Genomic DNA, 20,728 nt, shown 5'->3' with positions numbered 1-20,728 from the left:
TCGGCCCCCGCGGCCGAGCCCCCGGGACGTCCAGGGACGGCGCCGGGCGCCGGGCGGGGCAGTCGCGCGTGCAGGAAACCCAGGCAGCGGCGCAGGACGGCGACGTGCGCCGCGCCGTCGTAGCCGTCGTGGCCGGTGTCGAGCCACATCGCCTCGTGCGGGACGCCGGCGGCGGTCAGCTCGGCCAGGTAGGCGCGGATCTGGCCGGGCGGGCACTTGGTGTCGCGGGTCGCGCCCACGACGAGCAGGGGGTCCGCCACCGAGGAGGCGTAGGTGACCGGCGAGCTGCGCGCGTAGCGCTCGGGCACCTCTTCGGGGGTGCCGCCGAACAGCCGCACGTCGAGGGCGCGCAGCGCCGGTGTGGTGGCGCGGTGCGCTGCCGCCCAGTCGGCGACCGGTTTGACGGCGATGCCGGCCTGCCAGAGCCCGGGACGGCACCCGAGGGCGAGCAGCACGAGATAGCCGCCCCACGACACCCCCCACAGCGCGGTCGCCTCACCGGCGACCAGTCCCCGGGCGACGAGATCGGAGCGGACGGCGGCCAGGTCCGCCACCTGGGTGTGTCCGACCCCCGCCGGGAACGTCCGGCGCCAGCGCGGCCCGTAGCCGGTGGAACCCCGGTAGTTGACGCGGACGACCGCGTAGCCGGAGGCCACCAGCGAGTGAACGGTGCCGTCGTAGGCGTCGCGGTCGTGGTCGGCCGGACCACCGTGCACCAGGAAGACCGCGGGCGGCGGAACGGTGCCGACGGGCTCGGGCAGGCTGAGCAGACTGTGGACGGCCCCCTCGGCCGTGGGTGTCCACAGGTCGGTGTGCCGGCCCGGCACGACGACCGGCGGCCCGGCCGGCGGAAGGGCGACGCCGTCCGTGGCGGCCAGCACCGGCGGGTGGGCCGTGTCGGTCCACAGGTAGTCCACCGCGCCCGAGGGTGCCGGTGCCGCGTCCAGCAGGCTGCCCGCGGGAGTGGCGAGCGGCGTCCGGCGCCGCGCACCGAGGTCGACGCGGTGCAGCAGCGACCGTCCGTGCCGGTCCTGACGCACCAGCACCTCGTCGCGGCCGGGATACCAGCGGGCGTTGATCTCCGTGTCGAAGGCGCACCAGCGGTGGGCGCGCAGGCCCCCTTCCGGCGTCCAGGTGGCCAGGGTGTACTCGTCTTCGTCCTCCCGCACCAGCAGCAGTTCCCGCCGCCCTGCGGAGGTGGAGAAGCCCTGGCACCACAGCGCGGCACCGGCCTTCCCGGGGCCGGGCAGCTCGGCGACGGTCGCGCCCCGGCGGTCCAGCACCGACACGGCCGCCTCGGTGTCGGCCGCCGAGGCCAGGGCTATCAGGGAACCGTCCGCGCTGATGCCGCCGAGACGGCAGGGTCCGGGCCTGCGCAGCACCTGGTCGGGGGCCCGGCCCCGCCCGCCGATGAGCACGCTCGTCCCCCGCCCGTCGTCGACCGCCGCGGCGACCGTCCCGTCCGCCGTGACGGCCAGCCCGCGGGACGGGCCGGCCGGCGCCCCGGGCTGTCCCGGCAGCCGGGGGCCGCCGTCGAAGTGCCGGAACCACCAGCGGCCCCCCGCGGACGGGCCCTCGTCGAACCACCACACGTAGCCGTCGGCGTCGATCCCCCGGTGCACGGTGCCACCCGGGCCGTCGGTGACCTGTCGGACGCGGCGGGTGGCGGCGTCCCAGGTGAAGACCTGGCAGCGGCCGTCGGCGTCCGCGGTGAACACCATGCGCCGGCGGTCGGAGGGGCACACATCGGGCAGGGCGGCGACGAACACCTGGTACGCATTCCTCATGGGCGCGCTCCCCGGGACGGCCGCATCGCGGGCTGGACGCTCTCCGTGTCACGGGGCGGGGCGGGTGGGGCGTCGGGGAGAGCGGGTGGGGCGTCCGGCACGGTGGGCGGGCGGTCGGCCGGGGCGGAAGGCCGACCGGTCGCGGCGGAGGGCTGACCGGCCCCGTCAGCCTCGTGAAGACCGTGAGGTTCAGGGGCCTCGGCCCGGCGGGCACGGTCAGCCCGGTCGGCCTCGTGAAGATCGTGGGCTTCACGGGCCCCCACTGCCCGGCGTGCACGGTCAGCCCCGTCGGCCTCGTCAAGATCGTGGGCTTCACGGGCCCCCACTGCCCGGCGTGCACGGTCAGCCCCGTCGGCCTCGTCAATCACGTGAGCTTCGTGGGCCTCGTCCGGGAGGGCGTCGGGCCGACCACGCCGCCTGCCGGCGTCAGGGGGCAGCTCGCCGGCCCCTGTCAACGGCTCCGTACCGCAGGCGGATCGTTCTCCGGTCCTGCCGGACGGCTCGCGGGTCCGACCGGAGGGCCCGCCGGGCCCGGAGGCCGGCCCGTCGTCGGTCACGGCGATCGGGCGGATCACCACTGGGGCGACGCGCTGCGTGTACGCCGCCAGGACGGCCAGGACGACACCGCAGCACACGGCCGGCGCGTGGTCGCCGTACCAGGTCACCAGCGCGGCCGCGAAGGCCGGCGCGACGGCGGCGGCCACCGCGCCGCCGGTGCCCAGGACCGCCCCGGCCCGGGACTGCACGTCCTGCGGAGTGGCGAGCACGGCCGCCGCGCCCAGGACGACGGTGACGACCGGCAGCACGGCGGACAGCGCGCCGAACCCGAGGGCCCACAGCCACGGGTCACCGGCCAGCGACAGCAGGGCGCACGGCGGCAGGAGCAACCACGTCGCCGTCGTCAGCGACCGCCGCGCGCCCAGTCGCCGCACCACCCGCGCGGCCACGAGGGAACCCGCCAGCCCCGCCGCCCCGCAGGCCGCGAGCACCGCGCCGGTCACGGCACTGCCCGAGCCCTCGCCCAGGACGAAGACGGCGGTGTAGAAGAGCAGCGCGAGTGCCCCGCTCGCCACGGTCGACCACAGCAGCACCAGGCGCAGCACGGGCGAACGCGACACCACGACCAGGCCGGCTCGCAGGCCACCCGTTGCCTCTCCCCCCGTCGCGCCGCCTGCCGGTTGCCGGCCCTCGGCGCCGGTTGACGACGGGGAGGGGACGGGGCCGTCGAGGCGACCGCGAATGGCTCGCGTTCCCAGTGCCGCCAGGCCGTAGGTGACGGCGTCGAAGACGAACGGAAGACTGCGGTTCACGGCGAACAGGACGCCGCCCAGCACCGGGCCGCCGACCAGCGCCGCCTGATCGCCCGCCTGGAAGCCGGCCACGGCCCGCGGCATGTCGGCCGGCTCGGCCAGCCGGGACAGCGCTCCGCGCGCCGCCGCCTCGAACACCGTCGCGGACAGGCGCTCGACCAAGGCCGCGACCAGCAGGACCCACAGGGGCGGACGTGCCAGGCAGGAGACGGCCAGTCCCGCCATCGCCAGCGAGGCCAGCAGCGCCGAACCGGTCATCAGTGCCCGCCGACGGCCGTGATCGGCCGGCACGGCCACCAGCGGACCCAGCAGCAGCCCGGCCACCCCGGCGGCCCCGGCGAATGCCCCGGCGACGCCCGGCCCGTGGCCGAGGTTCAGCAGGAGCAACGGGAAGACCAGCCCGGAAGCCTGGCTGCCGAGTCCGTCGACGGCGTTGACGCACCAGAGAACGGCCGTGTCGCGGCGGCTGTCCCCGCCCCGCCCGGGTGACCGGCGCGCGGGTGACTTCCCCGCGGAGCGCCGGGTCATGCCGGGTACGTCGGTCTCCCCCACTCCCCTGTATCCCCCCGTCGGCCCACCACCGGACGCACCCGGCAGGGGCATGCCAAAAGGTCACCGGCGCCCGTGCGAAGGTCACGCGCAGGGACGACCATGTGTCAGAAATGTGTGCGAAGTGCGAAGGTCGCCCGGAGCCTAGCCCTCCTCGCGCCGCAGGAACAAGGGCCCCGAAGTCCTCCCGAACACCTCCAGCGGACGAAAGATGGCCGACAGTGGACTGTACGGACATCCCGCCCCCGGGCCCCACGGTGACCTCCGGTGAGACGGGAGCATGCTGCCGCGGACCGTGCCGCCCCTTCGCGACAGCGCACCATGAAGGCGCCGGCCGGATGCCGTGGCCCCCTCCCGTCGGCCTCTCGCAGGGCACGGACCGCCCGCGCCGCGTGGTTGAGCGGCTGTTCACCGTGGTGTGCGACGAGGGGGCGCAGGTGTTGCGGGGCGGAAGAACACGCGTCCCGCGTGGGCGGTGCGTCCCGCTGTCCCGGCCCTCTCGCCCCGGGGGCCGTCCCCGCCCCGGACCACCGCCCCGGCCCTCTGAGCGGCGAGTCCGGCACCTGCTCAACAATGGCTGACAACGTGCGCCCGGCGAACCCGGACTCAGGCCGGCGCGGCAGAGCGGGAGGGGCGGGCTCGCGCTCCGGCTCGGGGTTCGGCGCGCGAGCCCGCGCCCGCCTGCGACCGGCACTTCCCCGGCCGTCCCGCCCGCGGATGCACCCCGAGCACACGCACTTGAGCGGCGAGCCGACGGCACCGAGGGCACGGCCTCCGACCTTCGCACGGGGCCCGCGGGAGCAGCGGGCGCGCCCCGGGCGGCCGGGGCCTGACCGCCGGCACGGCCGACGGGGCCCCCGCGCATCGTCGGCGGGGGCCCCGGAGCGGCCCGCCCTCCCGTATCCCTCGCGCGGGCGGGCGCTCGGAGGGCCGGTGCGAGCCCTCACAGGTGATCCGTAGCGATCGGCCCGGCGGATGGGTCGGCGACAGCGGAAGCACGGAACCGGACCGGCGCCCCGGCACCGGTGGCCGACCCGGCGGTCCGCCGGCGGGGCCGGTCGCGGGACTGCCGGTGCCGCGCCCCACGGGAACAGGGGTCGGCCGAGCCTCGTTCGAACTCCTCCGGGCCCGCCTTCTCACCCAGTCACGAGGCTCCGAGAGCTGGGCACATGGCCCGCTGAGGACGGCTCCGCTTCCCGGCCGGCGCAGTCCCGCTCAAGGAGCAGCACTCGGCAGGAGGACGTGGGCCGTCATGGAACCGCGGCCAGAGCCGGATTCTGCGGTCCCCCTCGGCCGACGGTCCCTGCGACCGGCGCCGTCGTGGTCCGGCACGTCGAGCGGCTCACCAGCTCTGCCTGGCCCTCCGACAGGACGCCCCGCCAGGCCCCGCCGACGGGCCCGGGCGGGCGCGCGGCGGGGGCAGACCGTCCGAGGGGTCCGGCGGACGTCAGAAGCGGATCTCCACGGCGCGGCCCGACACGTCGAGTTCGGGCGACTCGGGGAGCCGGCCCGCCGCCCCCAGCGCGATCCGCCGTGCCGACCAGGCCGCCACCGCGGCGTCGAGCACGTCGTCCACGGGAACGCGGTCCGCCTCACCGAGCGCGTCCGGGAGCTCGATGCCGGCCCCGGCCAGCAGGGACCGGCGCACATGCTGACCGCGCCAGGTCTTCTTGGCGAAGGTCAGCGGCGCTCCGCCCGCCAAGGCGTGGAAGGAGACCTCGGGGTGCACCTCGTGGATCCGGTCGTCCGCCGACCAGCACGATTGGGCTTCGAGCAGTTTCGGGGCGAGCGCCCAGGCCTGCTTGGTGAGCCGCTGGCCGGTGAGCTCCTGGCACCGGTCTGCGGCAGCCACGTAGTCCGCCTCCTGCCAGGCCGGCGCCGGCGCGATAAGGAAGACACTGTGGCGCCGCGCCCCCAGCAGGGCCTTCGCCGCGAGGTCCGCGGCGCGCCAGCCGTTCTCGACGAGGCCGAGCGGCATGTCCACCGCGATGACGCGCGCCTCGGCGGCCCGCTCGACCAGGGTCGCGAGCCGGGGAGCGACCAGGCTGCCCGCGTACGTGCCGTCCGTGAGCCCGATGCCGACCCAGCCCTGCGGGCCGCAGGCGTCCACTCCCAGTACGTCCATCCGCTCCCCCTGCCCTCGGGCCCCGCGCGTCACACGCTGCCACCCGGTGGTGGCGGCCCGGCATCCCGCCGCGCAGACCCGGCGGACGCCTGGCCGCGTCTGTGACTTCTCCCACGTGCTCTTGCCGCGGTCGGACGAGCCTACCTACGTTCGGCCGCATGTCCCCCCATGCCTCCTCCTTCCCCCGGCTTCCCGAGCCCCCTGAGCGGCCGGATCGTGCGGACGCGCCGGGCGCCGCCGCGCCCGCCCGTCCCGATCGTGCCGCGCCCGCCCGTCCCGATCGTGCCGCGCCGGTCGACTTCGCGGTCGACCTGACCGGGCACGAGATGCTCCGGCGCACGCACGTCATGGCCGCGCTCGGCCCCGACTGGGACCCCGTGAGCGCGCTGCGCGGCGAGGAGGAGGCCTACGCCCTGCTGTACTCCGGCCTCAGCCCGGAGCAGCAGCGTCTCTACGACGAGCTGGTCGCGGCCGGTGTGCTGCCCGGCGGGGGGACGGGGCACCGTGCTGCCTCTTGATCCGCAGGCCGACATCGGGCGCCGGGCGTGGGTGGCCTGCCCGAACTGCGACGACCGCCGCGGGTGCGCGACGTGCGAGCAGGGGAGCACGTGCACCCGGCACTGGCGGTACCTGCTCTCCAACACCAAGAGCCTGCTGCACCTGCAGTGCCCCTCCTGCACCCACGTCTGGTCGCACGAGACGCACTTCGGCGCGACCCGCGCCCACGACGGGCGCTGAGGGCCGGCGGCCGGCGGAGCGCCTGCCGCCGGACGCGGGCCCGGACCGGCGGTTCGCCGGACCGGGCCCGCGGGCCGCGTCATCTCCGTTCGGTTCGCTTCGAAGGCGCCCCCTCTCGATCGTTACTGCTCGTGTGGTGGGTCGGGCCCCGCTCGGACCCGTGTTCAGGCCGTGCCGGGTGAGCACGCCCCGGGCGCGCGAGGCGCCGGTGTCACAATGCGGCCCCCTTTCTCCTCGACGACGGCGCCCGGCGCATCGCGCGTGCGGTGAGGACGCCGCCTCCCACGGCCGCCGCGGCGACCGCCAGGACGATCAGCGCCGTGGTGCGGCCGAGCCCCAGGATCGTGCCGCTCCCGTCGTCTCCCGCCGGAGCCGACAGGCTCAGGCCCTGGCAGCCGGACGGGACGGCGGCGGGCTCGGCGCCCTCGGCGACCTCGAACTGGAAGGCGCTGCTGCTGGTGTCTCCGTCGGCCGAGGTCACGGTGTAGGTGAGGGTGTGGACGCCCGTGACCAGCGGGGTGACCGCGGCGCAGACGACGGAGCCGCCGGCCGTGACGGGCCGCCCAACGGCCACGGCGGCGCCGTCGGGTCCGGTCAGGCCGATCTTCGGTGTGGTGCCGGACTTCAGCGGGCCGAAGGTCAGCGAGACGGCGTCGGTCCCGGGGGCGGCCTTGGCGCCGGGCCCCGGTGTCGCGTCCTTCAGCGCGCTGTGGGCGTACGCGGACGGGCCGCCGAGCAACAGCAGCGCTCCCAGAAGCGCCACCAGCGCGGCCGGCGCCCTCAGAGGTCGAAGTCCGCGCATGCTATCCGGTTGTCCATCGCCTTCTGGGGGTGGACGACGATCGCGACCGCGCCCTTGCCGGTCTTGCGGCTGTTGTTCACCGTCGTCATGGCCTGGCCCGCCTGGTCGGCGGTGAACATCAGGTGCACCTCGTTGGGCGGCGCGGTCGCGCCGCCCTTCTCGAACTGGAAGTGGGCGCCGCCGTTGTCGGCCGAGCACGGCGAGGAGTGCAGGTGGGACATGTACTTCTCGCCCGGCTTCAGGCCCTTCAGGGACACCGTCACCGTGGTGCCCTGCGGCCCCTGGGCCAGCCAGGCCGTACCCGTGACGTCGTCCATGCCGGGCGGCCGGGTGTCGAGCAGCTGGAACGTTCCCTTCACCACGTCGGCGCCGGGGATCTTGTCGGCCGGGGTGGCCGACGGGTCCCCCATGGCCATGTCGTCCATGCCGTCCATCTCGTGGGAGGGGGACGCGGAGGCCGCCACCTCCGCGGACTTGTTCGACGCCTTCGACGTGTTCTCGGCGGAGTCGCCGCCGCAGCCGGACAGCAGCGCGGCCGTCGCGGTCACGGTGGCGCAGGCGACGGCGAGACGAGCGCGCGGACGACCGGACACACCGGCCGGGCGGCCGGGTTCGGACGGCACCGGCCGCGCCGCTGACGCCGTGTCACGCAGCGGCGGACGACCCGATGTGGGGTGGTACGTGGACATGGAACTCCTGATCGGTGACGGAGGGCCGTGCCGCGCCGACGAGCGGCGTTCGGTCGCGCGGCGGAGCGGGGCACAGCCCGGGACGGGCCAAGGACGGTCCGGGGCGCGTACGGGCGCACCGGCCTTGCGGCGCCTGTCCCCCGGCCACGGCCGCCACCGGAACAGGGCCGGCTTCAGGGCCGCGGGGCGAGCAGCGGGTCGGGAGACGGGCGGCTGACTGCCGAACGGCCCCCCGGCGGCCCTCTGCGCACCACGGCGTGCTCCAGCGCGGCGGGGATCGAGCGCCGGTGCTCCGCACCGTCGGCCGTCGCCAGAGGCGACGGGGCCTCGCGACCGGCCGCCGCCGTACGCGAGAGCATCCGGCAGATGGCGCGCAGCGGGGCGAACACGGCCGCTGCCAGGGCCCGGCCGATCCGGTGGGCCGCGGCCTCGCCGCGCCACAGCCACAGCCCGCAGGCCACGGCGGCCGCCAGGTGCGCCAGCAGCATCCCGGCGGAGCCGCCGTGCGTGACGGCGGACAGCACATGGAGGTCCGAGCGCGTCCCGGTCGCACCGGCGGATGTCCCGGAGTGGTGCACGATCATGCCGGCGTGGGAGAGCGTCACGTGGTGGCGCATGCCGTGAGCGCCTGCCGTCCGCGGCGCTCCGGCCGTCGCGGGGGCCAGGCTGAACAGCAGGTGCAGCAGCCCCTGGACAACGACCGTGGCCCCCACGACCGTCGTCGCACCGCGTTCCCGAGCGGCCAGCCACCAGGCGCCCGAGGCCGTTCCGGCCGCCGCGACGGCCACCGCCCACCAGGGCAGGACGTCACCTGACATCAGGGCGTGGCCCAGAGCCGTGGCCACCACGCACACGGCCGCGAACACCGCTGCCCGCGTGAGGCGCAGGACGTCGTCGGCGCCCGCGGCACCGGCTGCCGCAGGGCGGCCCCGGCGCACTCCAGCGCCACGGCGGCGCATCCAGGGCATTCGACAACTCCTCAGGGCCGACGTGCTTCCCGTTTCCATACGGATGATCGGCCGCGCGTGTTCACGCCGGGATCGTCGGATCCCGCGCCGCGCGCGGGGCCGGAGCCGACGGTGCCTCAGGAGCCGATCTCCACGGTCCTGGACACGGTGACCTGGTCGATGTCGGAGACGCGGACGGTGGCGCGCATCGTCCAGGTCCCGGCGAGCGGGAGGTCGAGGCTGTCGCTGCCCCAGTAGCCCCCCTGGTCGGCGAGTTCGGCGTCCAGGGGGCCGACACGCTCGTCGGTGAGGGTGAAGGTGAGACGCAGTTCGGGGACCACCATGAGGGGGCCGTCGGCGTCGTAGAGCACGGCCTGCACCACGTTCCTGCCCACCAGGCCCGGTTCCAGGGTGACCTGCACCGTGCCGCGGCCTCCGGGGGTGCCCGTGTCGAACGGGATCAGTGTCAGGGACACACTGGGCTGCCCAGGAATGACGGGCTTCGCGGCGGCCTCGTCGGCGGCCCGGCCGGGCTGGCTGCCGGTCAGCACGGTCGTGGCCACGAGCACCACCACCGCGATCACCAGCTCGGCCAGCACGGACCGGCGCAGGGCCCGCCGGTGCGCCTCGGGCGTACCGCCCGGCTCGGCCGGCGCGGCGGGACCCGGTACCGGGTCGCGCGGCGGGTCCTGGGGGCGCTCGCCGCCGCCCACGGTGACCAGTTCCGGGACCTCCTCGCGCACGCGCAGCAACTGCTCGGTCCAGCGGCGGGAGGAAGAGGCGGCCAGCAGCATCAGCAGCACGGCCGCGACCTTGATCAGGAGCGTCCTGCCGTAGCCGGAGGTGAGGGCCTCCCAGGAGCCGAGGCCGCGCCAGGACTGGTAGCTGCCGGTGGCCACGAGCACGGCCACCGAGGCGACGGCGAGCCGGGAGAAACGGGCCACGGCGGCGGTCGGGAGCGGGTCGTCGGCGGGGGCCCGGTGGAGCGCGGTCAGCAGCGCGGCCAGCCCGCCCAGCCACACGCCCATGGCGAGCAGGTGCAGCACGGAGGAGGCCATCGCCACGGGCACCTGAATGCCGACGGAGGCGTGCTCGGCCGCCGCCCAGGTGAGGGCGAGGCCGACGGCGAGGACGGCACCCGCCGCGGCCGTTCGGGGGTCCGCCCACCGTTCGGGCCGGGCCCGCTTCAGCAGCAGGGCCACCAGCAGGAGCAGGGCCAGGCGGACCAGCAGCGCGACGCAGGGGCGGCTGTCCACCGTGCCGCTCAGCAGGCGCGGGTCGAACACGCCGAGCGGCCCGTCCCCGCTCACGTACGGTCCGCGGATCAGCAGCAGCGCGACGGTCGATCCGGTCAGCGCCCACCATCCGGCCAGGAACGGGCGGCGCACCGCCCGTACGGCCGAGTCGCCGGGCCGGCAGGCCGCGACGAAGACGACGGTGCCGATCAGCAGGGCCAGACCGGCGTAGGCGACGTAGCGGCCGATGCCGTAGAGGATGTCGACGACGGGGTCCACGGCCGGTGCGGCCGCGACCTGGGCGCGGGTCCGGGACGGTTCGCCGACGGAAAAGGTGAAGGCGCCGGAGACGGCGTGGCTGTCCGCCGACAGCACCCGCCAGGAGACGGTGTACGTCCCCTCCTTGAGGCCGCCGGTCAGCGGAACGCGGGCGGTGTCCGCCTTGCCGTCGGCGTGTTCGGGGTCGCCCGCGGTCACCGGCCGGTTGTCGGGGTCGAGCACGCGGACGGAATCCTCGGCGAGTGCGACCGACTCGTTGAAGGAGACGGTCACCTGGTCCGGCGCGGTCTCCAGTACGGTGCCCGCGCGCGGGTCGCTGCCGGTCAGTACCGCGTGCGCCGAGGCGGGCGCCGCGCCGCCGAGCAGGGCGACGGCAAGGACGGCGACCACCACCAGCAGTGCCCCGCCCTGCCGCCGGCTCTCGGTTATCCGTCGTCGTGCCACGTCATGTCTCCCGGTCCCAGCTCCTGGATCGCGGATGCGTACGCCAGGTCGCGTACGCGCTGTCCGACAGCGCCCACCGCCGGCCCGCCCCGGACGTCCGGGTGTGCCGCCTGTGGTGCCCCGCCCGCGCTGCGGGGCGAGGGTGTGGTCAGTCGGTGCCCGACGTGGTCCGGCGCCTCATCAGCCACCACGCGCCGCCGCCGAGGGCCAGCAGCGCCACGGCCGCGCCGCCGACGATCAGTCCGTTCGGACCGCTGTCGTCCTCGTCGGACGCCGCCTGGTCGGCCGCCCGGGGTACCGCGGCGGGCGAGGAGGACTTGGTGGCCGTCGTGGCCGGGGCGGCGGTCCCGCCCGTGGCGGGGGCGCGGTCCGCCGCGGTGGCACCCGGGGCGGCGGCCTTCAACTTCAGCACGGGGGCGGGTTCTTCGGGCTCCGCGCCGCCGGTGGGCAGTTCGATCCATCGGGAGATCTTGCCGTCGCTGTAGGTCTCGACGGTCTTGAACACGAGTTGCCCGGCGTCCGGAAGCTGCCGGACCTTGATCTTGTGCTCGGCGTCGACGCCGGTGGCGATCTTCGGACCGGAGATCGTGTAACCGTCGGCGGTGGCCTCGAACTTCCAGCCCGCGGGCGCCTCGGCGAGCGTGACGTCGCCGGGCGCGATGCCCTCGGGCAGGACCACGCGGACCCGGGTGAAGCCGCCGGCGGCGGACTCGGCCTCGGAGACGAAGGTGAGGGTGACGTTCTCGGCCAGGGCCTGCGGGGTGTCGGCCTCGACCTCGACGTGTGCGGCGGCCGGTCCGGCGAGGGCCAGTCCGGCCGCCAGGACGAGGGCGCCGACGGTGCCGGCCCCGCCCGCGGTACGGCCGAGGGGGCGCGTGAACGAAGACATGGAGGAACTCCTTGCTGGTGGGGCGGCCGGGCGGGCCGGGCGGGGCCCGGCCCGGCGGTGAGGGAGGTGACCGGGGGGTGTCCCGGTCCCGGGGGCCCTCTGCGCACCAGCGCGTGGGCGAGCGTCCGGGTCCGTGGAGCGGCCGGGGGCTCGAAGCGGCCGGCGAGCGGCACGCCCCGCGGCCTGAGCGGGCAGGCACCGGTCAGGCGCGGCACCACACGGGCCAGGACGGAGGCGATCGCCCGCACGGTCCGGGCGGCGGCGAGAGCGAGGACGACCGCCTCGTCGGCGCGGTGGAGCAGCCAGGCGACCGCGAGGGCGGCGGCCATATGGGCCGTCGCCATGGCCGTGCCCACATGGTTCCAGGCGGGCCCGCCGCCCGTCGCCGTCGAGGCGTGCCCGGCATGACCCATGGGGCCGGCCCCGGGGTGCGGGGTGCCGGCCGCCCAGGTCAGGGCGAGGTGCAGCGTGGCCTGGGCCGCGCAGGTGCACCCGATGACCATCGGCAGGGACGGGCGGCGGCGCGCGAAGGGCCGGGCGGCGACGAACTGAACGGCGGCGAAGACCGCGACCAGCCGCCACGGCACCGCCTCGTCGGCGACCGTGTGGTGGCCCAGAGCCGCAAGCACGCTGCCGAAGAGGGACAACACACCCGCGCGCACGCACGCACCGGCACGCACCGTCCGCGCACCCGCGCCCCGGCCGCCGTACGCCCTCACGTGATCACCTGACACCGCTGCCCATCGTCCTCCCTGAACGTCCCCCGCGTCAGCCGAGCTGGCGGATCGCCTCGACCGGCCGCACCGGGGCCCGCGTGGAGACACCGGCGCCCCCGGCGGGGCCGAGCCCCGCGGTCCGGACCGCGAAGGGGGTACGGCCACGCGGCACCACCGCAAGCCGCGGACCCACCCCCTGCGTCCGCCTGGCTCGTGCCTCGCTCAGGGGGTCTCGCGGTCGCCCCGGCACGGCCGGCGGAACGCGGGCGTCACCGGCGACGGCCGACGACCGGGAGGGGGTGAGGGGGACGGCGATGACCCGCCGGGCCGCGGGGGCGGTCGGGCGTTCGTCGTGGGCGGAGGCCTCGCGGGTCGTCACGGCGGTCACCCTGTCACATACGCGGGAGGGGACCGAAGTGTTCACGGCTCGGGGAAGACACCGGCCGCAGGGCCCCGGCGCACCCGCCCGCACCCCGCCCTGCCGGCAGTCCCCGGCGTCCCGGTCTGTCGGCCGAGTACGGCTAGGACGCCGGACCGGGCCCGGTCTTCGCCCCCTCGGCGTCGACGTGCGGCACCACCCGGTCCAGCCACCGCGGCATCCACCAGGCGCGCCGTCCGAGCAGCGTCATCACGGCCGGCACCATGAGCAGTCGTACGACGGTCGCGTCGACGAGGACGCTGACCGCCAGCCCCAGCCCCAGCATCTTGACGACGATGTTGTCGCTGACGATGAACGCCGCGAACACGCTCACCATGATCAGGGCGGCGCAGGTGATCACCCGTGCCGTGATCTCCAGGGCGTGCGCGACCGATCCCTCGGCGTCCCCGGTGCGCAGCCACGCCTCGTGGACGCGGGACAGCAGGAAGATCTCGTAGTCCATGCTGAGGCCGAAGATGATGGCGAACATCATCATCGGCACATAGCTCTCGATGGGCACCGTGCCGTTGACGCCGAGCGCCGGACCGCCCCAGCCCCACTGGAACACCGCGACGACCACCCCGTACGAGGCGGCGATCGACAGCACGTTCAGGACGGCCGCCTTGACGGCGACGAGCAGTCCCCGGAACACGGCCAGGATGATCAGGAACGCCAGACCCACGACCACGAAGATGATCACGACCAGGCGGGAGGCGACGATGTCGCGGAAGTCGACCTGGGCCGCCGTCGTACCGGTGACGTAACCCTTGGCGTCCGTACCCGCGACCGCCGCCGGCAGCGTGTGGTCGACCAGGCGGTTGACCAGGTCCGTGGTCGTGGCGCTCTGCGGCGACCGGGTCGAGTAGACGGTGCCGATCAGGACATCGCCGTCCTGCGTGGGCGTCAGGGGGGTGACGACGGCGGCCCCCTGGACCGAGCCGAGCGTCTGCTGGGCCTTGGAGGCGAGACCGGAGCGTTGCGATGCGGGCACGTCAGTCTGGTCGATGACGACGGTGAGCGGCCCGTTGGACCCCGGCCCGAACGCGTCGGTCATCAGGTCGTAGGCCCGCCGGTCGGTGAACGACGTCGGATCGGCGCCGTCGCCGATGTGCCCGAGCTGGATGGAGAACAGGGGGATCGCGAGCACCACGACCACGGTGACGCCCGCCGACAGGAACCACAGCGGTCTGCGCTCCACCCGCTGCGCGTAACGGTGCCAGGTGCCCTGCGGCGTGGTGCCCGCCTCGGCGTCGGTCTCGGCGACGGGGCGCCGGACCCGGTAGCGGTCGATGCGCCGGCCGATGAGTCCGAGCAGGGCCGGGACCAGGGTGAGCGCGCCGGCGACGGCCGAGACGACGGTGACCGCGGCAGCGAGCCCGAGCAGGCCGATGAAGCGGACCCCGGAGGCCGACAGGCCCGCGAGCGCGACGATCACCGTGCAGCCGGAGACCAGGACCGCGTGACCGCTGGTGGCCGTGGCCTGTCCCGCGGCCCGAACCGGGTCCGCGCCGTCCATGAGGCTCTGCCGATGGCGTGTGATCATGAACAGGGCATAGTCGATCCCGACGCCGAGTCCGATCATCGTGGCCAGCGTCGGGGAGACCGTCGCGAAGGTGAACGCGGTGGCCAGCAGTCCGAGCATCGCCAGTCCGCACACGACGCTGATCAGCGCGGTGACCAGTGGAACGGCGGCGGCGATGACGCTCCCGAATCCGATCAGCAGCACGACGACGGCCACGCCGAAACCGATCAGTTCGCTCACCCAGTCGTCGGGGCCCGGCCGGGCGAGTTCGCCGAGCGGCCCGCCGTACTCGACCTGGGCCCCGGCCGACCGCAGCGGCCGTACGGCGTCGTCGACCCCGTTCAGATAGTCGTCGCCGAGGGTCGCGGGCTGCACGTCGAAACGGACGGTGATGTACGCCGTCTTCTTGTCGTCGGACAGGGGGCCGACGTTCTGCTGCTGTTGCTGCCCGGAGGACGCTGCCGGCGCCGACAGCGGGTTCTGCGCCGACAGCACGTGCGGCAGCTTCTCCAGGTCGGCGACCGTGCCGGAGATCTGGGAACCCAGCGCGGTCAGGGGCTGCTGGTCGTCGTGGAGCACGATCTGGCTGTTGTAGCCGCCGGCCTGGGGATCGTGTGCCTTCAGAACGACCCGGCCCTGCTGCGACTGCGCCTGGGACAGGGAGAAGTTGTCGGAGTACTCACCGCCGAACGCCCGGTTGACGAGCTGCAGCGCCACCAGCGCGGCCAGCCAGGCGACGATGACGATCAGGAAGTGCCGTGCGCACCACTCTCCCAGCCGCCGCAGGATGCCCGCGCGCGCGGCTTCCTCGTCGCTGTCACCGGTGCGGCTGTCGGGCATGGACGTCGTCTCCTGTGTCGGCCGGGAGGTCGATGCCGTCCATTAGATGCGCGCGGGATCGATCCGGCATGTCGGGGACGCGGACCGCCCGGTGCGTCCCGGACCCGTCCCCGGAAGGCCCGCGCCCCGAACGGCTGTCGCCGGCCTCGCGCCCTTCGCCGGCGGACTGGCCGCCGCACTCGCCCACCGCTCCGCCGCCCGCCTCCGACACCTGCGTCGCCGCCCTCCCGCTCGCCCTCGCCTTGGCGGAACCGGACTCCGGTGCCGTACCCGGCCGTATGGCGCTGCCGCAGGGGCCGGGGACGAGCCCCGCTGACCATCGCACCGGCCGTCTCGACCCCGGCACCACGCGCGTCGCGCGGTCTCGGGGCGGTACGGGCTCGTGGTGGCCGGCAGGCTCCTGGTCCGGTCGCGCGCCCGCCCTCTGTATCGGCGGGTCGGTGAACCGCGGGTCACGGTTCGTCCTGCGGGGACGACCGCCCTGTCGTCCCCGCAGGCCACCTCGGCTCACCCGGTGGGCGACGGCCGGGGAATCCGTACGCACAGACCGCCGTACGGGAGGTGGCCGGGCGGGCAGGTGGGGTGGAAGAGCGGGGCGTGTGAAGGGTACCGGTCCGGCAGCGAGGGCAGCGGTGGTCGCGAGCGCCGCTCGTTCTCCAGGTCCCAGCGCAGCGCGAACAGCAGCAGGGCGACCAGGGCCATGAGGAAGACGGCACCCCGGAAGGCGGGCCGCGCCGGCGTTCCGCCCGACTCCTGCTCCGTGGTTTCTGGTGGAAGACGCAGCGCGGAGTCCGATCCCGCCGCGCTCAGCTGCCGCTCCAGCGAGACCCCGCACCGCAGCAGCAGGGCGCGCAGCCGGGCGGCGTCCGCCGGGTCCGTCAGCGCCGCTGGGACCGCTTCCAGCGCTTCGGCCGCCGCCGGGTCCTCCGGCACGGCCCGGCCGGGGCCGGGCGCGTGGAACGCCCAGCGGGCCCGTCCCACGGCCACGAGCGCGTGCCCGGCGAGCAGTTCGAGCGCGAGGAGGGCCCGCCGGGCATCGGTGTCCCGCCGCTCCCCGACGTCGTCCGGGCCCGGCCGGCCGCGGTCACCGCTCGGTGTCTGTCCCCGCTCATGCCACCGGTCGGCCATGTGCTGTGTCCACCACGACCCGGCGGTCCGGTCGCCGTCGTCCGCCCCGGCCCCTTGCGGGACGCCCGGCCGGGGCGCGGCTTGCCAGCGCTCTCCCCAGCCCGTGTCCCGCAGCGCGTCGGAGAGTTCGCCACCGCGCGCCCCGGTCAACAGGTCCAGGACGCCGCCGGTCGTCGGGCGGGCCAGAGCGATGAGCCCCATCGCCGCGTCCAGTTCCTCGATCGCGCGCGCCGCCCGGGCTTCCGCGGCCTCCGCCAGCCAGTCGGGCCAGGGCAGCGTCAGGCGCTCACGGCCGGGGGACCGCGGCGGCATCAGCGCGGCGAGCACCCGGCCCGGCAGGGGCCCTTCGTCTTCGACGATCACGTGGGCGGGCCGCACGTCCGGCTCGGCCTGCCCCTTCGGCAGCGCACGCAGCGCGGCCAGCCGCTGCCGCAGGGGCGGATGCGAGTCGAACGGATGCCGCACCGCCACCGGCTGCCGCGCTTCCCGCGCCGCCTGGCCTACCGGGGCCCGTCCCCCGTACCGCGGGTCGGTGAGCACGGCGTGGAAGGCACGCACCGGATCGTCCGGCAGACGTCCCAGCACCGCCATGGGCCTCAGCACCTGTGTGTGGAAGTCCTGCCACGCGGCGGCGACCGTGGCCACTCCCACCAGGGCGCGGACGGCGGCCTCCCTGCCCGCCACCGCGGCCGCCGTCGCGTCCGCCTCCAGTTCCTGCCGACGACGCACCGCGAAGGAGAGGGCGTTGTAGATCCAGGCGTACAGACTCAGCGTCAGGTACTGGAAGCCCGCGTAGACGGTGACGATGGGATTGCCGACCTCCGGTGCGGCGAAACCCTCGCGTGCCCGCTCCAGACCGGTCGCTCCCCGGTACACCGTCGCCGCGAAGCGGGTGTGCCCCTGTGCGCAGTGGGCGAGTTCGTGCGCGAGTACGGCCCGCAGCTCATCGGCCCTCAGTCCGGCCAGCAGCGGCAGGCCCACGTACAGGCGCCGTTGCCCCGTGCCACCCCGGACGCCCGTCTCCTCGCTGACTGCGGCGTTGGCCTCCATGGTCAGGCGGATCTCCGTCGGAGCGGGCACCCCGATCCGGTCCGCCAGGTCCATCACGGTCTCCCACAGGCCGTAGGCGTCGTCGAGGTCCACGGCCACCGTGCCGGGGCGCGGTCCGGCCGCTCTGCCCATGCCCAGGAGCTGAGGGAGCATCGCCAGAGCGGCGACGGTGAAGGAGATCTGCGCCAGTACGAGGGGCAGGCCGACCGTGCCGTCCGGGTCGAAGACCACCTGGGACATGACCACGCCGAACACCGCGTAGCCGCCCAGGAGGGCGACGGCGAGCACGTAGAACCCCACCACCAGGGCGAGCGCGCCGGCGGAGCGCAGCGCACGGCGTAACCGGCTCACTCCGCCTCCTTCTCCGCCGCTGCTCCCTCGGCCGCTGCCTTCTCGGCCTCCGCCGCTTCGGACCTGGCCCCATCGGCCTCCGCCGGTTCTGCCTCGGCCGGCCCTGCCTCCGCTGCGTCGGGATCGGCTGCCTCGGGCCCCGCTGCCCCGGGCCCGGCTGAGGCGCGTCGTACGGCGGCCAGTTGCCGGGCCGGCCGGTCCGACCGGGCGACCGCGGCGCGCAGCCACAGCTCGGTCCGCCGCAGGGCCGCTGCGACGGGATCGGCGAAATCAGCGGCCTGCTCCCCGAGCCGTGCCGTCCTCGCCTGCGGGGGCGAGGGGACCAGCCCGAGACCGTCGTGCCTCCCGCGCCCCGCCCGACGGCCGTTTCCCGCGTCCACCCCGTCCGACATCCCCACCGCCTTCGTCAACTTGGCGCGTGCCCTGAAGACACTGGACGCGACCGCGCCCCTGGTCAGACCCAGCTCGTCGGCGATCGCCTCCTGGGTCATGCCCTCCAGGCAGTGGAGCACCAGCACGGTCCGCTGCCGGGCGGGCAGTCGGGCCAGCGCCGTGAGAACCGCGCGGGCTTCCACCGTCTGTTCGACTCCGGCCGCGGGAGGCGGCTGGAGGGAGTCCGGCGCCGCCGGGCGGGTCCGCGACCGGTCGCGGGCGACGGCCCACAGGCGCTGCCGGACGATGCGGTAGACCCACGCGTCCGGAGCGTCGTAGTGACACAGCCGTTCCCAGCGGGAGAAGGCCGCCGCGTACGCCTCCTGCACCGCGTCCTCCGCGTCCTGTGGATGTCCGCACAGCAGCAGGGCCCTGGCCGTCATGCCGGGGAACGAGCGGGCGAAGAAGGTGTCGAACGGCTCGGCCGTCCGCACCGCTTGCGAAGTCTGCGCCTGCTCGGTCACCGGCTCTCCCCCTCGTCCCCCCGGCCGGCGAGCAGGGTCACTCCGGCTCGGCCCGGCCCATGGTGGTCCAGAAGCAGGGTCGTGTTCCCCGACTCCGAGACGGCGGCAACGATACGCTGCCGCTCCCTCGACATCAGCCAGAACAGCAGGACCCTCGGCAGAGACGCCGCCACACCCACGACGGCCGTCAACATCATCGTTCCCTGCATCGGGAGCACTCCCTTGTTCGCCGGACGGGCCTTCGTCCAGTAACAGGCGCGAAGCGCCACATTGTTTACCGGGCCGACGCGGCTGTTCACCGGGCCGACGCGGCGCACCCGGGGTCACGGACCGGGAGGGTGCCGAACCCGGCGATCGCGAGAGCGGACGGAGGGGGCCGGGGCGGGCGGGGGACGGGTCACCGTCGCCGGGATCGGCGACCACGTCCGCGGGCGCGGGCGGGTGCGACGGGAGGCGGGTCGGCCGGGCCGGCCGCGGGGGCGATCGGCGTGAGCCGGTGCAGCCTGCGGCGGCGTGGGTCGCAGTGGACCTCGACCAGGTCGCCGACCGTGAACTCGTCGGTGTGCGGCCCGCGCACCGGCGGCTGGACGACGACCGACTCGTCGGTCTTGAACGTCCAGGCGTGGCGGGTGGCGGGGTCCTCGACGGAGCAGCAGCGGACGATGTGGACCGTGGGGTACTCGTCGAGCTCCTGCCGGAGGGTGAACCGGCTGATCACCACCCCGCGGAAGGTGAGGTCGCTCGGGAAGCGGCGCCGGCGCCGGCGATCGCGCAGCCAGCCGGCCGACATCGGCAGCAGTACCAGGAACGGCAGTGCGGCGAGCGACGTCCGCAGCGGCCCGTGGGCGTACACGGCCCCGAGCACGCCGCCCGCGCAGGCGACGACGGCGAGCACGTGCACCTGGTGCGGAAGGCTCGCCGGGGTCCCGTCGAGCGGCTCGGTCTCGGTGGTGTGCCATTCGCCTCCGGCCCGGGACCAGATCCGGCGGGACGCGCGGTGGGGCAGTGCCGCCACGGCCTCGTGCCCGGCGGTGTGCCGACGACGGTGCCGGTGTCCACCGGCTCGTCGGCGGCGCCACCAGCGGGCCGCCCGTCGGCCGCCCGGCGTCAGCCGCGGCCGGGAACGCGGGAGGCGCAGGAACGGGAGGACCAAGGGGGGCACGAGGAGTGCGAACGCTCCCTGGGGCAACGCCGGGAACGACGCGTACGCCGCGGCCGCCGCGAGCAGCACGGAGCACGTCCAGGCGATCCGGCGGGCACCACCGGCCCGGTCGAGCCGTACCAGGCCCTGGGCGACGGCCTCGTCGCGGACGGCCTGCTGGAAGTCGCGCAGCCAGGTGGTGTAGGCGTCGCCGTCGCCGGGACCGAGCGCGGCGAGCGGCAGTTCACCGGTACGGTCGTCGGCCCGCTGCCGCACCCGGCGGCGAACCAGCCTCTCGTGGGGCCGCGGGATCCGGCGCCCGTGCGACCGGGGGTCCCAGCGCAGGACCACCGTGCCGTCGGGCCGCTCCTCCTTGCCCAGCCAGCCCTCGTCGGCGAGGGACAGCGCCGTCGTCCGCACGGCATCGGCGCAGAGCGCTCTGCCCCGGTGCATCAGCAGATCGGCCACCACCGGATGGATGTCCTCCACCGGTGGCGGCGTCGGCAAGGGCACGGCCTCCCGCCACCACACCGCGAACCACGCGGTGCCGCAGAGGACAACGGCCACCGCCAGAACGTACGGCGACGACATCATGCGCGTACCCCCGTGTGCGTTTGCGGTGGCGGCCCGGGACCGCGCCGGCCACCGACTGAACCACCTGCCGTACCGTCAGGACCGCTGCGCGCGCCGCGACACCATCAGGCCGATGACGCCGATGATCGCCAGTGGGGCCGCGACCAAGGTGACGACCGGTACCTTTCCGATGAGTCCGACGGCGTTGCCCACCGCCCCGGCGAACACCAGCACCCCCCAGCCGACGGCCTTGTTGCCTGCCTGCGTCTGTGCCATTCCCCGTACCTCCTCGACGAATC

The 20,728-nt window shown here is 75.3% G+C and carries 18 protein-coding genes; 3 read left to right on the top strand and 15 right to left on the bottom strand.

Going from position 1 to position 20,728, the window contains the following annotated elements; genetic code table 11:
- From ACSLTV_RS25145 to ACSLTV_RS25135, 3 genes are all read right to left on the bottom strand, one after another.
- Positions 1-1,787 (bottom strand): alpha/beta fold hydrolase (locus tag ACSLTV_RS25145; protein ID WP_435612946.1); only part of this gene is annotated, 1,787 nt, incomplete at its 3' end.
- Positions 1,784-3,649: an MFS transporter gene (locus tag ACSLTV_RS25140; protein WP_432155303.1), complete on the bottom strand. Its 1,866-nt coding sequence runs from the start codon at positions 3,647-3,649 to the stop codon at positions 1,784-1,786. The genes ACSLTV_RS25145 and ACSLTV_RS25140, both read right to left, overlap by 4 nt.
- A gap of 1,444 nt (positions 3,650-5,093) precedes the next feature.
- Positions 5,094-5,771 carry a DUF429 domain-containing protein gene (locus tag ACSLTV_RS25135; RefSeq protein WP_435612945.1) on the bottom strand — a complete coding sequence of 226 codons (678 nt, stop codon included), beginning with the start codon at positions 5,769-5,771 and terminating at the stop codon, positions 5,094-5,096.
- A gap of 158 nt (positions 5,772-5,929) precedes the next feature.
- Between ACSLTV_RS25135 and ACSLTV_RS25130 the strand changes: the two genes are divergently transcribed.
- Both ACSLTV_RS25130 and ACSLTV_RS25125 read left to right on the top strand, forming a co-directional pair.
- Complete coding sequence (locus ACSLTV_RS25130; protein WP_435612944.1) at positions 5,930-6,289, top strand: DUF6400 family protein; 360 nt, start codon at positions 5,930-5,932, stop codon at positions 6,287-6,289.
- The gene (locus tag ACSLTV_RS25125; RefSeq protein ID WP_432136680.1) at positions 6,276-6,509 is read left to right on the top strand and encodes a hypothetical protein; all 234 of its coding nucleotides are present in this window, start codon (positions 6,276-6,278) and stop codon (positions 6,507-6,509) included. Before ACSLTV_RS25130 ends, ACSLTV_RS25125 begins: the two co-directional genes overlap by 14 nt.
- A gap of 211 nt (positions 6,510-6,720) precedes the next feature.
- Here the strand turns inward: ACSLTV_RS25125 and ACSLTV_RS25120 are convergent, their stop codons facing one another.
- The 5 genes from ACSLTV_RS25120 to ACSLTV_RS25100 form a co-directional block, all read right to left on the bottom strand.
- On the bottom strand, positions 6,721-7,311 hold the full coding sequence (locus ACSLTV_RS25120) for a copper resistance CopC family protein (RefSeq protein ID WP_432136681.1): 591 nt from the start codon (positions 7,309-7,311) through the stop codon (positions 6,721-6,723).
- Entirely contained in the window at positions 7,290-8,000 is a 711-nt protein-coding gene (locus tag ACSLTV_RS25115) for a superoxide dismutase family protein (RefSeq protein WP_432136682.1), read from the bottom strand. Before ACSLTV_RS25115 ends, ACSLTV_RS25120 begins: the two co-directional genes overlap by 22 nt.
- A 173-nt stretch (positions 8,001-8,173) precedes the next feature.
- Positions 8,174-8,968: a hypothetical protein gene (locus tag ACSLTV_RS25110; RefSeq protein ID WP_432155307.1), complete on the bottom strand. Its 795-nt coding sequence runs from the start codon at positions 8,966-8,968 to the stop codon at positions 8,174-8,176.
- 116 nt (positions 8,969-9,084) lie between these two features.
- Positions 9,085-10,905 carry a copper resistance CopC/CopD family protein gene (locus tag ACSLTV_RS25105; protein WP_432136684.1) on the bottom strand — a complete coding sequence of 607 codons (1,821 nt, stop codon included), beginning with the start codon at positions 10,903-10,905 and terminating at the stop codon, positions 9,085-9,087.
- 148 nt (positions 10,906-11,053) lie between these two features.
- A complete protein-coding gene (locus ACSLTV_RS25100) occupies positions 11,054-11,794 on the bottom strand; it encodes a DUF1775 domain-containing protein (protein ID WP_435612943.1) in 741 nt (246 codons plus the stop codon).
- Between the two features lie 113 nt (positions 11,795-11,907).
- On the opposite strand from ACSLTV_RS25100, the gene ACSLTV_RS25095 reads away from it, so the two are divergent.
- Positions 11,908-12,525 carry a hypothetical protein gene (locus ACSLTV_RS25095; RefSeq protein WP_435612942.1) on the top strand — a complete coding sequence of 206 codons (618 nt, stop codon included), beginning with the start codon at positions 11,908-11,910 and terminating at the stop codon, positions 12,523-12,525.
- A gap of 37 nt (positions 12,526-12,562) precedes the next feature.
- Here the strand turns inward: ACSLTV_RS25095 and ACSLTV_RS25090 are convergent, their stop codons facing one another.
- The 7 genes from ACSLTV_RS25090 to ACSLTV_RS25060 all read right to left on the bottom strand — a co-directional run bounded on the left by ACSLTV_RS25090 (position 12,563) and on the right by ACSLTV_RS25060 (position 20,705).
- Complete coding sequence (locus ACSLTV_RS25090) at positions 12,563-12,889, bottom strand: hypothetical protein (RefSeq protein ID WP_435612941.1); 327 nt, start codon at positions 12,887-12,889, stop codon at positions 12,563-12,565.
- Between the two features lie 142 nt (positions 12,890-13,031).
- Positions 13,032-15,290 (bottom strand): MMPL family transporter, encoded by a 2,259-nt coding sequence (locus ACSLTV_RS25085; protein WP_432155311.1) that lies wholly within the window; start codon positions 15,288-15,290, stop codon positions 13,032-13,034.
- 507 nt (positions 15,291-15,797) lie between these two features.
- Entirely contained in the window at positions 15,798-17,819 is a 2,022-nt protein-coding gene (locus ACSLTV_RS25080) for a M48 family metalloprotease (RefSeq protein ID WP_432155312.1), read from the bottom strand.
- On the bottom strand, positions 17,816-18,715 hold the full coding sequence (locus ACSLTV_RS25075) for an RNA polymerase sigma factor (RefSeq protein ID WP_435612940.1): 900 nt from the start codon (positions 18,713-18,715) through the stop codon (positions 17,816-17,818). Before ACSLTV_RS25075 ends, ACSLTV_RS25080 begins: the two co-directional genes overlap by 4 nt.
- Positions 18,712-18,924: a hypothetical protein gene (locus ACSLTV_RS25070; RefSeq protein ID WP_432136690.1), complete on the bottom strand. Its 213-nt coding sequence runs from the start codon at positions 18,922-18,924 to the stop codon at positions 18,712-18,714. The genes ACSLTV_RS25075 and ACSLTV_RS25070 overlap by 4 nt, the downstream gene beginning before the upstream one ends.
- Positions 18,925-19,112: 188 nt before the next feature.
- The gene (locus ACSLTV_RS25065) at positions 19,113-20,423 is read right to left on the bottom strand and encodes a hypothetical protein (RefSeq protein WP_435612939.1); all 1,311 of its coding nucleotides are present in this window, start codon (positions 20,421-20,423) and stop codon (positions 19,113-19,115) included.
- A 102-nt stretch (positions 20,424-20,525) separates the two neighbouring features.
- Entirely contained in the window at positions 20,526-20,705 is a 180-nt protein-coding gene (locus tag ACSLTV_RS25060; protein WP_435612938.1) for a hypothetical protein, read from the bottom strand.
- Positions 20,706-20,728: the final 23 nt, after the last annotated feature.

Source organism: Streptomyces sp. bgisy159, from assembly GCF_965341775.1.
Taxonomy (GTDB): domain Bacteria; phylum Actinomycetota; class Actinomycetes; order Streptomycetales; family Streptomycetaceae; genus Streptomyces.
The sequence above is the reverse complement of the archived record's forward strand: the minus strand, read 5'-3'. Positions and strand labels throughout refer to the sequence as shown.

Bases quoted from the DNA above. Each gene is read 5' to 3' on its own strand.
- ACSLTV_RS25135 (WP_435612945.1), bottom strand. From the start codon at position 5,771: ATGGACGTACTGGGAGTGGACGCCTGCGGCCCGCAGGGCTGGGTCGGC.
- ACSLTV_RS25130 (WP_435612944.1), top strand. From the start codon at position 5,930: ATGTCCCCCCATGCCTCCTCCTTCCCCCGGCTTCCCGAGCCCCCTGAG.
- ACSLTV_RS25120 (WP_432136681.1), bottom strand. From the start codon at position 7,311: ATGCGCGGACTTCGACCTCTGAGGGCGCCGGCCGCGCTGGTGGCGCTT.
- ACSLTV_RS25115 (WP_432136682.1), bottom strand. From the start codon at position 8,000: ATGTCCACGTACCACCCCACATCGGGTCGTCCGCCGCTGCGTGACACG.
- ACSLTV_RS25110 (WP_432155307.1), bottom strand. From the start codon at position 8,968: ATGCCCTGGATGCGCCGCCGTGGCGCTGGAGTGCGCCGGGGCCGCCCT.
- ACSLTV_RS25100 (WP_435612943.1), bottom strand. From the start codon at position 11,794: ATGTCTTCGTTCACGCGCCCCCTCGGCCGTACCGCGGGCGGGGCCGGC.
- ACSLTV_RS25085 (WP_432155311.1), bottom strand. From the start codon at position 15,290: ATGCCCGACAGCCGCACCGGTGACAGCGACGAGGAAGCCGCGCGCGCG.
- ACSLTV_RS25070 (WP_432136690.1), bottom strand. From the start codon at position 18,924: ATGCAGGGAACGATGATGTTGACGGCCGTCGTGGGTGTGGCGGCGTCT.
- ACSLTV_RS25060 (WP_435612938.1), bottom strand. From the start codon at position 20,705: ATGGCACAGACGCAGGCAGGCAACAAGGCCGTCGGCTGGGGGGTGCTG.